Origin of the sequence: Achromobacter sp. SD115 (assembly GCF_017355315.1) — a bacterium.
Lineage (GTDB): Bacteria > Pseudomonadota > Gammaproteobacteria > Burkholderiales > Burkholderiaceae_B > Achromobacter > Achromobacter xylosoxidans_B.
The window spans coordinates 1-14,494 of the sequence record NZ_JADIJM010000016.1 but is presented as its reverse complement, the minus strand read 5'-3'; the positions used below and the strand labels follow the sequence as shown (position 1 = coordinate 14,494).

The 14,494-nt window shown below is 66.5% G+C and carries 11 protein-coding genes; 5 read left to right on the top strand and 6 right to left on the bottom strand.

What is annotated here, in order from left to right; all coding sequences use genetic code 11:
* Positions 1 to 8 precede the first annotated feature (8 nt).
* A complete protein-coding gene (gene smc / locus IPU70_RS21175) occupies positions 9 to 3,542 on the bottom strand; it encodes a chromosome segregation protein SMC (RefSeq protein WP_207470029.1) in 3,534 nt (1,177 codons plus the stop codon).
* Between the two features lie 298 nt (positions 3,543 to 3,840).
* Between smc and lplT the strand changes: the two genes are divergently transcribed.
* On the top strand, positions 3,841 to 5,154 hold the full coding sequence (gene lplT, locus IPU70_RS21170; RefSeq protein ID WP_013392165.1) for a lysophospholipid transporter LplT: 1,314 nt from the start codon (positions 3,841 to 3,843) through the stop codon (positions 5,152 to 5,154).
* Positions 5,155 to 5,230: 76 nt separating this feature from the next.
* Here the strand turns inward: lplT and IPU70_RS21165 are convergent, their stop codons facing one another.
* Both IPU70_RS21165 and tsaB read right to left on the bottom strand, forming a co-directional pair.
* Entirely contained in the window at positions 5,231 to 6,250 is a 1,020-nt protein-coding gene (locus IPU70_RS21165) for a uracil-DNA glycosylase (protein ID WP_207470020.1), read from the bottom strand.
* On the bottom strand, positions 6,247 to 7,500 hold the full coding sequence (gene tsaB / locus IPU70_RS21160) for a tRNA (adenosine(37)-N6)-threonylcarbamoyltransferase complex dimerization subunit type 1 TsaB (RefSeq protein WP_207470018.1): 1,254 nt from the start codon (positions 7,498 to 7,500) through the stop codon (positions 6,247 to 6,249). The genes IPU70_RS21165 and tsaB overlap by 4 nt, the downstream gene beginning before the upstream one ends.
* A 142-nt stretch (positions 7,501 to 7,642) precedes the next feature.
* Between tsaB and ompR the strand changes: the two genes are divergently transcribed.
* From ompR to IPU70_RS21140, 4 genes are all read left to right on the top strand, one after another.
* Positions 7,643 to 8,377 (top strand): two-component system response regulator OmpR, encoded by a 735-nt coding sequence (ompR, locus tag IPU70_RS21155; RefSeq protein ID WP_013392162.1) that lies wholly within the window; start codon positions 7,643 to 7,645, stop codon positions 8,375 to 8,377.
* Between the two features lie 34 nt (positions 8,378 to 8,411).
* Complete coding sequence (locus IPU70_RS21150) at positions 8,412 to 9,806, top strand: ATP-binding protein (RefSeq protein WP_207470010.1); 1,395 nt, start codon at positions 8,412 to 8,414, stop codon at positions 9,804 to 9,806.
* 56 nt (positions 9,807 to 9,862) lie between these two features.
* On the top strand, positions 9,863 to 10,411 hold the full coding sequence (locus tag IPU70_RS21145) for a peroxiredoxin (RefSeq protein ID WP_006389231.1): 549 nt from the start codon (positions 9,863 to 9,865) through the stop codon (positions 10,409 to 10,411).
* 74 nt (positions 10,412 to 10,485) lie between these two features.
* Positions 10,486 to 11,004: a carboxymuconolactone decarboxylase family protein gene (locus IPU70_RS21140; RefSeq protein ID WP_013392160.1), complete on the top strand. Its 519-nt coding sequence runs from the start codon at positions 10,486 to 10,488 to the stop codon at positions 11,002 to 11,004.
* Between the two features lie 74 nt (positions 11,005 to 11,078).
* Here IPU70_RS21140 and IPU70_RS21135 read toward each other — a convergent pair whose 3' ends face one another.
* The 3 genes from IPU70_RS21135 to ispD form a co-directional block, all read right to left on the bottom strand.
* Positions 11,079 to 13,169, bottom strand: coding sequence for a DUF4344 domain-containing metallopeptidase (locus IPU70_RS21135; RefSeq protein ID WP_207470007.1), 2,091 nt, complete (start codon positions 13,167 to 13,169; stop codon positions 11,079 to 11,081).
* Between the two features lie 144 nt (positions 13,170 to 13,313).
* Entirely contained in the window at positions 13,314 to 13,805 is a 492-nt protein-coding gene (gene ispF / locus IPU70_RS21130; RefSeq protein WP_207470005.1) for a 2-C-methyl-D-erythritol 2,4-cyclodiphosphate synthase, read from the bottom strand.
* Positions 13,802 to 14,485, bottom strand: a complete 684-nt coding sequence (gene ispD, locus IPU70_RS21125; protein WP_207470260.1) for a 2-C-methyl-D-erythritol 4-phosphate cytidylyltransferase — start codon at positions 14,483 to 14,485, stop codon at positions 13,802 to 13,804. Before ispD ends, ispF begins: the two co-directional genes overlap by 4 nt.
* Positions 14,486 to 14,494: the final 9 nt, after the last annotated feature.

Below are 14,494 nucleotides of genomic sequence, written 5' to 3'. Positions count from 1 at the left end.
TATTGGGTTTATGCCGCTTCGGAGGCCATCATCTGGACGGCCGAGTCTATGTCTACCGCAACGATACGCGAAACCCCTTGCTCTTGCATGGTTACACCGATCAGTTGCTTGGCCATCTGCATCGCGATCTTGTTGTGCGAGATGAACAGGAACTGGGTCTGCTCGCTCATGTTGGCGACCAGATTCGCGTAGCGTTCCGTGTTGGCGTCGTCCAGCGGCGCGTCCACCTCGTCCAGCAGGCAGAACGGCGCGGGGTTGAGCTTGAACAGCGCGAACACCAGGGCGGTCGCGGTCAGGGCCTTTTCGCCGCCGGACAGCAGGTGGATGGTGCTGTTGCGCTTGCCCGGAGGCTGGGCCATGACCTGCACGCCGGCGTCGAGGATTTCCTCGCCCGTCATGCTCAGCTTGGCCTCGCCGCCGCCGAACAGCTTGGGGAACAGCTCGCCGAAGTGGCCGTTGACGACGTTGAAGGTCTCTTGCAACAGCTCGCGCGTCTCGCGGTCGATCTTGCGGATGGCGTCCTCGAGGGTCTCGATGGCGCTCATCAGGTCCTGGTTTTGCGAATCCAGGAAGCCCTTGCGCTCGCGCGAGGTGTTCAATTCGTCCAGCGCGGCCAGGTTGACCGAGCCCAGGGATTCGATCTGGCGCGAAATGCGGCCGACTTCGGACTGCAGCCAGCTGGCGCGGCGCCATTCGTCGGACTGGTTGGCCAGGTCCTGGGCCAGCGCCTCGCGATCGACCTCGCGCGCGTTCAGCTGTTCGGTGAACTGCTCCTCGGCCAGGCGGGCGGCCTGTTCCTGCAACTGCAATTCCATGATGCGGGCGCGCCGCGGTTCCAGCGTCTGCTCCTGCTGCAGGCGGTCTTCGTCCGCGCCGCGCAGCAGGGCCGCCAGGTTTTCGAGTTCCTGGCGCGCGCGCGACAGCGCTTCCTCGCGCTCGGCGCGCGCTTCCAGGGCGTCCTGCAGGCCGGCTTGGGAGGCCGAGGCGTCCAGTTCGGCCAGGTCCACCAGCAACTGCTCCAGCTCGACGCTGCCGCGTTGGCTCTGGTCGGCGGCCAACTGCTGGTTGCGCTGCAGGTCGGTGATGCGGACCTGGATGCCGCGTTCGGCGAATTCGGCTTCCTGGGCGGCGCGTTCCAGTTCGCGCAGGCCAGCACGGGCCGCTTCGGCCTGGGCCGCCAGGGTTTCGCCGTCGATCTCGGCGTCGGCGAAACGGGATTGGTGTTCGGCCAGCTCTTCGTCCAGGGCCTCGAAGCGGGCCTCGGCCTCTTCGCGGGCGGCGCGCAGGTCTTCTTCCTGGACCTTGATCTCTTCCAGGTCCTGGCGCAGGCGCGAGGCACGCTCGCCGGATTGCTCGGCCTGCTGTTGCAGGCGCGAGTGCTCCAGCTGGATGTCATGCACCCGGCGGGTGACCTCCGCCACGCGCTGGCGCGCCGGGGCGATGGCCTGGGACACCTGCTGCCAGGCGACTTCGGCGCGGGCGACCGCGGCGCGCGCCTGGTCGGCGATCAGTTGCTGCGCCTTGATCTCGCGTTGCAGGTTCTCGATTTCCTGCTGGCGCGCAAGCAGGCCTGCCTGCTCGGAATCCGGCGCGTAGAAGCGCACGCTGTGGGCGTCAACCAGGTGGCCGGCCTTGACCACGCAGGCGCCGCCGGCGGGCAGGCTGGCGCGCATGGCCAGGGCCTGGGTCACGTCGGTGGCGGTATAGATGCCGCCCAGCCATTCGTTCAGCAAGGTGCGCAGGTCGGGATCGGTGATGCGCAGCAGGCTGGCCAACGGCGTCAGGCCGGCAGGCGCGGCGGGCGCCGGCGCCGCGACCGGCAACTGGTAGAAGGCCAGACGGGCCGGCGGCGCATCCTCGGCGAAGGCGCGGGCCCAATCCAGGTTGCGCACTTCCATGGAGGCCATGCGCTCGCGCAAGGCGGCTTCGAGGGCGGTTTCCCAGCCGGGCTCGATATGCAGCTTCTGCCACAGGCGCGACAACCCGGCCAGCTCATGCTTGGCCAGCCAGGGCTCCAGCGCCCCCTGCTTCTGCACGTCTTCCTGCAGCTTCACCAGGGCCGACAGGCGGGCCTCCAGGCGCGCCAGGTTTTGCACATCGGTCTGGGCGGCGGCCTGGGCGCGGCTGCGCTCGGCGTCCGCTTCCGGCACGCGGCCTTCCAGGGTGGCCAACTCTTCCTGGGCTTCCTCGAGCTGGTCCTCGCCGGCGACGCGGTCGCCGGCCAGTTGCTCCAGGCGCACCGGATCGGGGCTGTGCAGTTCGCGCAATTCCTGCTGCAGGCGTTCGCGGCGCTGGTCCAGCGCCTGCATCTGGCGGTCGGCGTCGCGCTGCGACTGCGCCACCAGGGCCAGATTCTGTTCGACGCGGGCCAGCGCGGCGCGCATCTCGTCGCGCCCCGAGGCGGCTTCGCGCACGCGCTGCTCCACGGCCGGCAGCGCGGCCTGGGCGTCCTCGGCCTTGGCGCGCGCCTCTTCGGTGCGGGCGGCGCCGGCAGCCAGGTCTTCCTCGGCCTGGGCGATCTGTTCGGTGCAATGCTCGCGCTGGGCGGTCCACTCGCCGATCTGCTGCTGCAACTGGTCGCGGCGCGCCTGCAGGCGGTTGCGGGAATCCACCACGTGGCGGATTTCAGCTTCCAGGCGGCTGACCTGGGCGTTGGCTTCGTACAGCCCGCCCTGGGCGGTATGCACTGCGTCGCTGGCGGCGTAGTGGGCCTGGCGCCGGGATTCCAGCGCGGCCTCGCCGGCCCGCAGGCCGGCGATGGCGGCTTCCAGCTCGTTCTGGGCCTGCGCCATCTCCTGGGCTTTCTTGGCGCGTTCTTCGCGCGCCCCGGTTTCCTTCAGGAACCACAGCGCGTGCTGCTTCTTTTCGCCGTCGGCCTGGAGCTCGCGGTAGCGCGTGGCCACTTCGGCCTGCGCCTCCAGCTTTTCCAGCTGGCTGTTGAGTTCGCGCAGGATGTCTTCGACACGGGTCAGGTTCTCGCGCGTGTCGGACAGGCGGTTTTCGGTCTCGCGGCGCCGTTCCTTGTAGCGCGACACCCCGGCCGCCTCTTCCAGGAACACCCGCAATTCCTCGGGGCGCGCCTCGATCAGGCGGTTGATCATGCCCTGGCCGATGATGGCGTAGCCGCGGGCGCCCAGGCCGGTGCCCAGGAAGATGTCGTGGATGTCGCGGCGGCGGACCTGCTGGTTGTTGACGAAGTAGCTGCTGGTGCCGTCGCGGGTCAACACGCGGCGCACGGCAATTTCGGCGTAGGTGCTCCACTGGCCAGCGGCGCGCCCTTCGCTGTTGTCGAACACCATTTCCACCGAGGCCCGCGCCGCCGGCTTGCGGTTGCCGGAGCCGTTGAAAATGACGTCCTGCATGGACTCGCCGCGCAATTCCGAGGCCTTGGCCTCGCCCAGCACCCAGCGCACGGCGTCAATGATGTTCGATTTTCCGCAGCCATTGGGACCCACCACGCCCACCAGCTGGCTGGGCACGGGAATCACGGTGGGATCGACGAAGGACTTGAAGCCGGCGAGTTTTAGCTGAGTAAGACGCACAGTACGATGACGACGGGGTGGGTTGAACGAAAGGCGTTAACGGACCTGCCGCACAGATTGCAAACCGGCCCCTGGAGGGCCGGCGCACATATGGGTCGTATGATACCGCAGGCAGTCTGTCCCCAAACGTCAGCAAGGGTCAAGACGAGTTGTCCCTGAGGCTTGCCGGCAGTCAACCCGCGGGCAAACGCTCAATGGCCGCCACCTGAGGTCCGGCTATACTCCCTGACACTTTTTTGCGCGACACATAAATTTTCACGCGGACTGGCCGGGGCCAGACCTGAGAACGGGGACATTCTTGAAACGTGGTTTCTATCTGGTCATGGCCGCGCAGGCCTTCTCGTCATTGGCGGACAACGCGCTGTTCATTGCAGCCATCGCCTTGATACAGGAGCTGCATGGGCCGGACTGGATGGCGCCCATGATGAAGTGGTCGTTCGCGCTGGCCTATGTGGTCCTGGCTGCCTTCGTCGGGGCGCTGGCGGACTCCTTCCCCAAGGGCCGCGTGATGTTCTCCACCAACGCGCTGAAGGTGGTCGGCTGCATGCTGATGTTCTCGTATGCCAGCATCGGCGTCGCCCCCCAGTACCAGACCTACCTGATCTGCGCGGCATACGCCATCGTCGGCATCGGCGCCGCGGCCTATTCCCCCGCCAAGTACGGAATCGTCACCGAAATGCTGCCCCCGACCATGCTGGTCAAGGGCAATAGCTGGATCGAGGGCCTGACGGTCTTCTCCATCATCCTGGGCACGGTGCTGGGCGGCGTGCTGATTTCGTCCTCCGTCTCCAGCGCCCTGCTCAGCCATTCCTTCATCGGCAAACTGGTCCACACCCCGGCCGAAGCCGCGATCCTGGTCATCGCCTTCGTCTACCTGCTGGCGGCGCTGTGCAACCTGCTGATTCCGCATACCCATGTGCGCTACCCGCCGCAGCAGAAGAACCCGGTGCGGCTCATCCGCACGTTCTGGGGCTATGTCTGTGTGCTCTGGAAGGACAAGCTGGGCCAGATCTCGCTGGCCGTCACCACCCTGTTCTGGGGCGCTGGCGCCACGCTGCAGCTGATCGTCATCGAATGGGGCCGCAGCCACCTGGGCTACCAACTGGACAAGGCCTCGATGCTGATGGGCGTGGCCGCGCTGGGCACGGTGGTCGGCTCCATCCTGGCGGGCCGCATTCCGTTGCGGCGCGCGCTGGCCGTACTGCCGGTCGGCGCCGCGATGGGCCTGGTGGTGCTGCTGATGCCGCTGGTCTACTCGCCCTGGAGCGTCTACCTGCTGCTGCTGATCACGGGCGGCCTGGCCGGCTTCTTCGTGGTGCCGATGAATGCGCTGCTGCAGCATCGCGGCCACGTGCTGCTGTCGGCCGGCCACTCCATCGCCGTGCAGAACTTCAACGAACAGCTCAACATCCTGCTGATGGTCGCCATGTACACGCTGCTGTTGTGGCTGCAGCTGCCCATCAACATCATCATCGTCATCTTCGGCACCGTGGTTGCCGTGCTGATGGTGGTCTTCATGCGCTGGAGCAAGCGCAACCTGCAAGCCAATCCCGAACTGCACGACCAGATCGGCCAGGAAGGCCACGGCCGCGCGCTGGATTCCTCGCACTAGGCGCGACGGTTCCGCGGCAATGAAAAACCGGGCCGAGGCCCGGTTTTTCTTGGTCCGAAGATCAGCCGCGCCAGGCTCAACCCAGCCGCGCCACCGCCAGGCGCAGATCCTGCCAGGCGCGCGCCTTCTCGCTGGGACTGCGCAGTAAATAGGCCGGGTGGTAGCTGACGACCACCGGAATCTCCACGCCCTCGTCCGTCTTCAACTGATGGATGCGCCCGCGCAGGCTGCCTATCGTGGCGTCCGTGCCCAGCAGCGTCTGGGCGGCGAAACGGCCCAGCACCAGGATACGCTCAGGCTTGAGCAGCGCGATCTGGCGCATCAAATAAGGGCTGCAAGCCGCGATTTCCTCCGGCTTGGGATTGCGGTTGCCGGGCGGGCGGCACTTGATGACGTTGGTGATGAACACATCGCGTTCGCGGCTCATGGACACCGACGACAGCATGGCGTCCAGCAACTGGCCCGAGCGGCCCACGAAGGGCTGGCCTTGCCGGTCCTCTTGCTCGCCGGGCGCCTCGCCCACCACCAGCCAGCGCGTGGGCTGGCCGCCATGGCCGAAGACCGCGTTGCGGCGGCCTTTGCACAGGCCGCAGGCGGCACAGGCCACGACCTGGTCGTGCATTTCTTCCAGCGTGGCATTGCGGATCGCTTCGGCCACGGGCACCGGTGGCGGCGGCGCAGCCTCCTCCGCCGCCTTGGGCACAGGACGCGGCGGCGGGCCGCTGCGGTTCAGGATCGAAGCCGGTATGCCGCCGGGACGGCCGGAAGCTGGCGCGGCGGGAGCCGATGCTGCGGGAGCCGCCGCGCCGGGAGCCGGAGCTTCAGAAACTGGCGCCGCGGTGGCCGGCGCAACTGCTGCCGGCATTGGCGCCTTGGCGGATGGCGGCGCAAGCGGCGGCGATCCGGCCGCGGGCGCCTGCGCGCCTCCCGTCAAAACTTCCTTGGAAACAGGGACTTGCGGCTCAACCGCTGGCCGACTGGGCGCGGGCGCCGGGCGCAGCCATAGCCGCTCCATGCCGATCTCGCGCAGCCAGATGCGCTGCAGCGGATTGACGCGAGGCGCGGCCGACGGCGGCGCTGCAGTAGGCTGGCTCATGCCGCCGCTCCGTCCGCCGCGAAACGCTTCTGCATGACCAGGGCATCTTCCCTGCCGCCTTTTTCGGCCGGGTAGTAGCCCCGCCGCACGCCGATCTGCAAATACCCGTGCCGCTTGTAGAAATTGATGGCCGACTCGTTGGACGGGCGCACTTCCAGCAGCACCCCCTCCATGCCGCGTTCACGCGCCTGCTGCTCGCACCAGTCGAGCAGCACACCGCCCAGGCCCTGGCGGTGCAGCGGCTTGGCCACGGCGATCACCAGCAGGTGCGCCACGTCGGGCGCGAACATGAGCACGCAGAATCCGACCAGCTTGCCCTCGCGCCGCAGTACCCAGGCGCCATAGCCTGCCGCCAGGGCATCGGCGAAATTGCCGCGCGTCCAGGGAAAGGCTTGCACGTGCGCCTCCAGCGCCACGACCTCGTCCAGATCGGCGTCGGTCATCGGCTGCGGCACCCAGGGCGCCAGCGACGGCAGGGCCTTGGGATTGCCGCCCTCCCCGCGCATGCGCTCGGCGGTGGTGAACGCCACCTTGTCGCGCACATAGAGCGGCGCGGCCAGCTCGGGCGCCACGGCCTCGCCCCGCATCCAGCCCTGCCGCGCCAGGCGGGCGACGCTGGCCGCCTCCGGCCGCCGCGCGCCGTCGGCGCGGCGCCACTCTACGGGATGCTCCATGTCGGACGCGTAGGCATCCCATGCGTCGCCGGCCAGCAGCAGTTCCAGCGGCTGGCCCGCTGCGGTCGACCAGGCCGGCAGATGATGGGCAGTCCAGGGCACGACTTCGGCCGCCGCGATAAGCAGGGGCGCCTGCAGGACTTCCCAGGAGATTTCACCATCCGCAACGCCGGCTTGGCGGTAGACGGCCAGATAGACCTCGTTCATGCGGGCATCCAGCGCCACCACGATCGCATGCGCCGGCGTCGCCTCCACCTGTGCGGCGACCGCCTGATGAGAGACAATGGGAAGTACCGGGATGCCCAGGCCCAGGCCCATGCCTTGAGCCACTCCGCAGGCCACCCGCAGGCCGGTGAATCCGCCCGGACCCTGGCCAAATGCCACCGCGTGCAAGGCGGCAGGCGCCAGTCCGGACTCCGCCAGCAGCTCGTTGGCCATGGGCAAGAGCCGTTCCGCGTGCTCCTGGGAACCTTCATGCTCCCTGACGCTGACCTCCAGGCGGCCATCGACCGCCCGCAACAGGGCCACGCCACAACGGGACGAAGAGGTTTCCAAAGCCAGCAGGTTTAGTTCCATAGATGCAGATTGTACGAAATACCGTGAGTCCGCCCCCGGTTATCAGGCTGATGCCGGGGGGATTTCAACCATGGTTCGCAATGTGTAATATCTTGTGAACGCCCACTAGCCGCTGGTTCTCGCCACTGTTACATTTCCGGCCATGAATACGCAAAACACCACTCCCACCCGAAAAATCCTCGTCGTCGACGATGATCCGCGCTTGCGCGATTTGCTGCGTCGGTATTTATCCGAGCAGGGATTCAACGTTTTCGTTGCCGAAGACGCCAAAGAGATGGGCAAACTCTGGCAACGCGAGCATTTCGACCTGCTCGTGCTGGATCTGATGCTGCCCGGGGAAGATGGCCTGTCCATCTGTCGCCGGCTGCGCGGTGGTCACGACAATACCCCCATCATCATGCTGACGGCCAAGGCGGAAGAAATCGACCGCATCGTCGGCCTGGAAATGGGCGCGGACGATTACCTGTCCAAGCCGTTCAATCCCCGGGAACTGCTGGCGCGGATCAACGCGATCCTGCGCCGCCGCGGCACCGAGGAACATCCCGGCGCCCCCAGCCAGGAAAACGAATCCATCGCCTTCGGCCCCTACACGCTGAACCTGTCCACCCGCACGCTCACGCGCAACGGCGAACAGGTGCCCATCACCACCGGCGAATTCTCGGTGCTGAAGGTGTTCGCCCGCCATCCCAAGATCCCGCTGTCGCGCGACAAGCTCATGGAACTGGCTCGCGGCCGCGAATACGAAGCCTTCGATCGCAGCCTGGACGTGCAGATCTCGCGCCTGCGCAAGCTGATCGAACCGAACCCGTCCAAGCCCGTATTCATCCAGACCGTCTGGGGTCTCGGATACGTGTTTGTGCCGGACGGTGGTAGCTGACCGACTCGCCCGCCCCGGGCAGGAGCGCAGCCTCGTGCCCCGCTTGCGCAGAACCTTCAGGAACCTGACATCACGTTTGCGGCTCGGCTTGTTCGGCCGCACGTTCCTGTTGCTCGCCGCGCTGATGCTCGTCTCCCTGGGCGCGTGGCTACAAGTATTCTTCAGCATGGAGCTGGGACCGCGCGCCAATCAAATGGCGCAGCGGGTGATCACGGCCGTCAATATCACGCGCACCGCGCTGATCTATTCGCACAACGACGAACGCAGCAAGCTGCTGCTGGACCTGGCCACCAACGAAGGCATCCAGGTCTATCCGCGCGAGGTCACCGACTTCGCCGAAGCCCTCCCCGACGACGACTACTGGCAACGCGTCGCCCAGCACATCCGCACGCGCTTCGGCCCGGAGACGCAGATCGCCTGGGGCGTCAACCAGGTGCCTGGCTTCTGGGTCAGTTTCCAGATAGAAAAAGACCTGTACTGGCTGGTGTTCGAGCGCGAGCAGATCGGCCTGACGGGCGGGATCGAATGGCTGGGCTGGGGCGCCACGGCGCTGCTGCTGTCCCTGGTGGGGGCCGCGGTCAGCGTGGGCTTCGTCAACCGGCCGCTGTCGCGGCTGGCCAGGGCCGCCCAGGTGCTGTCGCGGGGTGAAAACCCCGCGCCCCTGCCCGAACAGGGGCCGCTGGAGATCCGCGACCTGAACGCCTCGTTCAACCGCATGGCCAAGGACCTGAGGCAGGCCGAGGCCGACCGCGAACTGATGTTGGCGGGGATCTCGCACGACCTGCGCACGCCGCTGGCGCGCATGCGGCTGGAAATCGAGCTGAGCGGGGTGTCCGAGGACGCCCGCCAGGCCATCGACGAAGACCTGGGCCAGATCGATCACAGCATCGGCCAATTGATGGAGTACGCGCGCCCCGCCGGCACGCTGCCGCAACTGGCCACGGACATCTCCGCGGTGCTGGCGGAGCTTTACGAACGCGAACGCAGCCATACCGCATCCCTGGGCGGAGAGCTGGATGCCACGCTGGAACCCGGCCTGCGCGCCCGCATCACGGCGCTGGACCTCAAGCGCGTCGTCAGCAACCTGATCGAGAACGCCCGCCGCTACGGCCGTTCCAGCGATGGCATGGCGCGTCTCGTCATGACACTGCAAGCTGAAGGCTCCATGATCGTGATCGAGGTGTCCGACCGCGGTCCCGGCATCGCCCCCGAGGACGTCGACCGCCTGCTGCGGCCGTTCTCGCGCGGCGAGGCGGCGCGCACCGGCGTCAGCGGCGCGGGGCTGGGCCTGGCCATCGTCGAACGCCTGCTCAAGCACGTGGGCGGTTCACTGCGCATGCTGCCTCGCGAAGGCGGCGGCCTGACCGCCAGGATAGAGTTGCCCAAAGCGAAGTTTAGGAATTATCAATTAGACAACGATAATCCATAGCGTAGAATTTATGGTTTGAGGCACAGCCTTAATTCCACCAACAACTGGGAGTAAACATGAAAACTGTTGGCGACAAACTCGAGCCCTTCAAGGTCACCGGCGTCAAGCCCGGCTTCAACCAGCACGAAGAAAACGGCGTGTCGGCGTTTGAAGACATCACCGAAAGCTCGTTCCCCGGCAAGTGGAAGGTCATCTACTTCTACCCGAAAGACTTCACGTTTGTTTGCCCGACCGAAATCGTCGGCTTCAACAAGCTGGCCAAGGATTTCGAAGACCGCGACGCCGTCCTGCTGGGCGGTTCGAGCGACAACGAATTCGTCAAGCTGGCCTGGCGCCGTGAGCACCCGGACCTGAACAAGCTGGGTCACTACCAATTCGGCGACACCACCGGCGCCCTGATCGACCAGCTGGGCGTGCGCGAAAAGGGTGCTGGCGTTGCCCTGCGCGCCACCTTCATCGTTGATCCGGACAACACGATCCAGCACGTTTCGGTGAACAACCTGAACGTCGGCCGTAACCCGGAAGAAGTTCTGCGTCTGCTCGACGGTCTGCAAACCGACGAGCTGTGCCCGTGCAACCGTACGGTTGGCGGCGCTACGCTGTAATTTCCAGCCCGGCCCGGGACCCGCTAGCGGGTCCTGCGCTGGGCTTTAACTGCTCTAGATTATAGGTAAAAGCTATGGAATTTCTTACGACCATTAAGGAACAACTGCCGGATTGGGCCAAGGATATCCGCCTGAATCTGGACGCCGTGATCGCCCGTTCGACCTTGGCTCCTGAAGATGCCGTCGGCGCCGCCCTGTCCGCCGCCTACGCCGCGCGCAGCCCGGTGCTGGTCGAAGCCTTCAAGAGCGGCCTGTCGGAAGGCGACGCCAACGCCGCATTGACGGCATCGGCCCTCATGGGCATGAACAACACCTGGTATCCCTACGTCGAAATGACCGGCGACGCCCAGTTGAAGAGCCTGCCGGCCCAATTGCGCATGAACGCCTACGCCACCCACGGCGGCGTGGACAAGAAGCGCTTCGAGCTGTTCGCGCTGGTGGCCTCCATCATCGGCAAGTGCCATTTCTGCGTGGCTTCGCACTACGAGAATCTGAAGAACGACGGCCTGTCGACCGAACAGCTGCGTGACGCCGGCCGCATCGCCGCCGTGGTCAACGCCGCCGCCCTGGCGCTGGCTGCCCAAGGCAAGTAAACAGCCCCGCGCAGTAAAAAACCCGCCTGCGGCACATGCGCAGGCGGGTTTTTTTATGCAGGGCCGTCGATCGCTTATTTCTTCGGCATGCTCGACGTGGTGGGCAGGCCGTTCGCGGCCCAGGCCTCGACGCCGCCGCGGTACCAGTACACGGTCCAGCCCAGCGTGCCGGCGCGCAGCGCCGCGTTGTAGGCGGAACGATCATTCATGCCCGCGCCCAGGATCACGACGGGCGCCTTGCGATCGCCGCCGTTGTTCTTCAACAGCCAGGCGTCGAAGCCTTGTTGCAGGTGATCCGTGACGCTGCCATCCGAGCCCGCATCCGCCAGCGGATAGCCGATGGGCACCGTGTCGCGCAGTCCGCTGGTGTCGACGATCAGGAGGTTCTTGTCCTTCTTGATCATCCCGACCAGATCGGCGGTCGTGATCACCTGGGCGCGGTAGATCTTGTTAGGCGTCGGCCCCTTGTACGGCGCGGTGAACAGCATGGTCGTGGCCGGTACGCCAAAGTCTTTCAGTTCGTCGATGGCGCTGGCAGGCAGGCCCTGCCCCGGCGCCGGCGCTGGCTGCTGACGCGGCGCGGCCGAGCTTGGGGCGCCGCCGCCCTGGGCCGCGACCTCGCCGCCCACGGTGCCCATCTCGATGTCGGAAATCATCACCGCGATGTTTTCGATCAGCTCATAGCACATGGTGATCGAGCCTTCGCGCGGGCTGTACCAGGCATTGAGCTGGCCGCAGTCCTTGAACACCACGTTGACCGGACGCGGCAGCACGTAGCGTTCGCCCAGCAGCTTGATGTTGTTCGAGATCGCTTCGGACAGATTGTTCGCAAACAAGTTGCCGATCTTGCGCTTGGACGGCTGGAACACCACCTTCACCGGCGCGCCGGGCGCATTCGCCGGCTGCTGGCCTTCGGGCGTCCAGGTGCCCACGCGCGTGTGAGGCGCCAGGATCTTGTTCCAGGCGCGGTTCTGCTTGTTGAATTCATCCGCGCAACGCGCCCGGGTCCGGTCCTCCAGCCCGACGTGTTTGGCAATGGACTCGAACACGGCGGGGTTGCCGCCGTACATGATGCAGAGCATGTTGCGAAAGCGCTTCAGGTCGCCAGTGTGCTCGTCTTGCCAGGCCGAGGAGGCGTCGGCCCCCCTGCGTTCGGCCACCTTGCCGCTGTAGTACCACTGCAAGGCCGCGTACTTCGCCGCGTCCTGCGCCATCGTGTTCACTTCCTTGTTGTCCGACGGATACATGGTCGGCTCGACGATCTGCAGCGCCGAGTAGATGTCGACCGCGTCCTCTTCCGCCCCCGTCGAGGGCAGCTCCAGCTCGCCGATCAGGGCGTGCCCGAACTCGTGCATGAAGATGCTGCGCATGATGCCGATGTACACCGACACGATGCGCATGGTGTCGCCGCCAAAACGCGGATAGGGGCCTTCCCCCGGCAAGGCCGGGTTGTAATCGCCGCCGCCCTGTCCGGCGGCCGGAGCCGGCGCCTGGGGCTTTTGCGCCGTGCCCCCGCCGGTGTTGCCGCCCCGCGCGGGCAAGGTGCCGGCCGCCGGCGCCGCGCCGGATTGGCCGCCTGTCATCGTGATCTTGAAGTCGGCAATGCCGAAGGTGCCTACGTCGTAGGCCATGATGCCCAGCTCTGCGCCCGTGGCGGGCTCATTGCTGACATCGCCGATCTGCTGGCCGTTCACGATGAAACGGGCCGCGCCGGGCAGTTCGACCACTCTGATGCGGTCGGTACCGTCCAACTTCGCTATGTTGGGCAGCGAAGCGATGTCGCGGCGATTCTGCCCCTGCAGACAGAACAGCAGCGTGTTCTTGTCGGCCGTGAGTTCGAGCAGGCACAGGCTCTTGTTGGCGCGGTTGCTCAGCGCCACGCCGATGGACGCTTTCGGATTCGGAGACTTGACGACCACATTGACGTCGGTCACCCGGCCCGATTCCGGCGCCGGCCCGACATTCATGTACAGGGTCTGTTCGCTGTCGGCCTTGTTCGCATTGTGCAGGGTGAACCATCCATCCTGCACGCCAACGGTCCAGCCCTCCAGCATCTGCTGCTTGACCGCGCCGGCCAGCGGCCCCAGCTGCTGCTCGTACTGCGCATGCGCGGGCAGGCTTACCGCGCTGAAGATGGAAGCCAGGGCGATGCCACGTAAATGCATCCGAATGTCTCAGTAGTCGAATTGAAGTAGCGCAGAATATGCCAGATCAATTCGACCCGCTTATTCATTTGTTAAAGATGTATCCAAACTAAATGAACAGCGGAAAAGCGCCTTCGGTCGTGTTGCGCGGAGCCCTCGCGCGAGCTAGGAAGCCGCGCGCGCCAGCAAGGCCACCACCGTCGCCGCAATGCCTTCCTTGCGGCCCAGGTAGCCCAGGCCCTCGTTGGTCTTGGCCTTGATATTGACTTCGGTCTCGGCCAGCCCGGTGTCGGCGGCGATGTTCTTCACCATGGCCGGCGCGTGCGGACCGATCTTGGGCGCCTGCGCGTGCAGCGTCGCGTCGATGTTCACCGGTTCCCAGCCCGCGGCGCGCACGCGCGCCATGGCCTCGCGCAGCAGCACGCGGCTGTCGGCGCCCTTGAAGGCCGGGTCGGTATCCGGAAAGTGGCGGCCGATGTCGCCCAGGCCGGCGGCGCCCAGCAACGCATCGGTAATGGCGTGCAACAGCACGTCCGCGTCCGAATGCCCCAGCAGGCCATGCGTGTGGGGAATCGTGACGCCGCCGATGATCAGCGGACGGCCCTCGACCAGCGCGTGCACGTCGAAACCCTGGCCGACGCGGAAAGGAATACTCATAGCCATTTTTCCATCAGTTCGAAATCGTCCGGCCATGTCACCTTGAAATTGCGCATGGCGCCGGGCACCAGCAGCGGCGCGTAGCCGGCCGCCTCGATGGCCGAGGCTTCGTCGGTGACGGCCGCGCCGCTCACGGACGCCGCCGTCAGCGCATCGCGCAGCACGCCGGCCCGGAACATCTGCGGGGTCTGCGCCAGCCACAGGCCATTGCGGTCCAGCGTGCGATCCACGCGCTCATGGCCGCCCTTGACGGTGTCCGCCACGGGCAGCGCCAACAGGCCGCCCACGGGATCCGCCAGGCATGCGTCGATCAGCCGGCCTAACGCCGCCGCCGGCAGCCCGGGACGCGCGGCGTCATGCACCAGCACCCAGGCGTCGTCGGCCACGCCGCTGTCGGCCAGCGCGCCGGCCACGGTATCCGCGCGCGTTGCGCCGCCGCAAGCACGCCACACGGTGCGCGGCAGGCCGGCCAGGGCCGCGTCCACCCAGCCGTCGCCGGGCGTCACGGCCACGCGCACCTGCGAGATGCGCTCGTCGGCCAGCAGCGCGCATACCGCGTGGCGCAGCATGGGCTGTCCGCCCAGCGGACGATATTGCTTGGGCACGGTTTCGTGCCCGGGCCGGCTGGCGCGGGCCCCTACGCCCGCAGCGGGCACGATTGCAATGAGAGAGGCAGACATGGTGCGGTG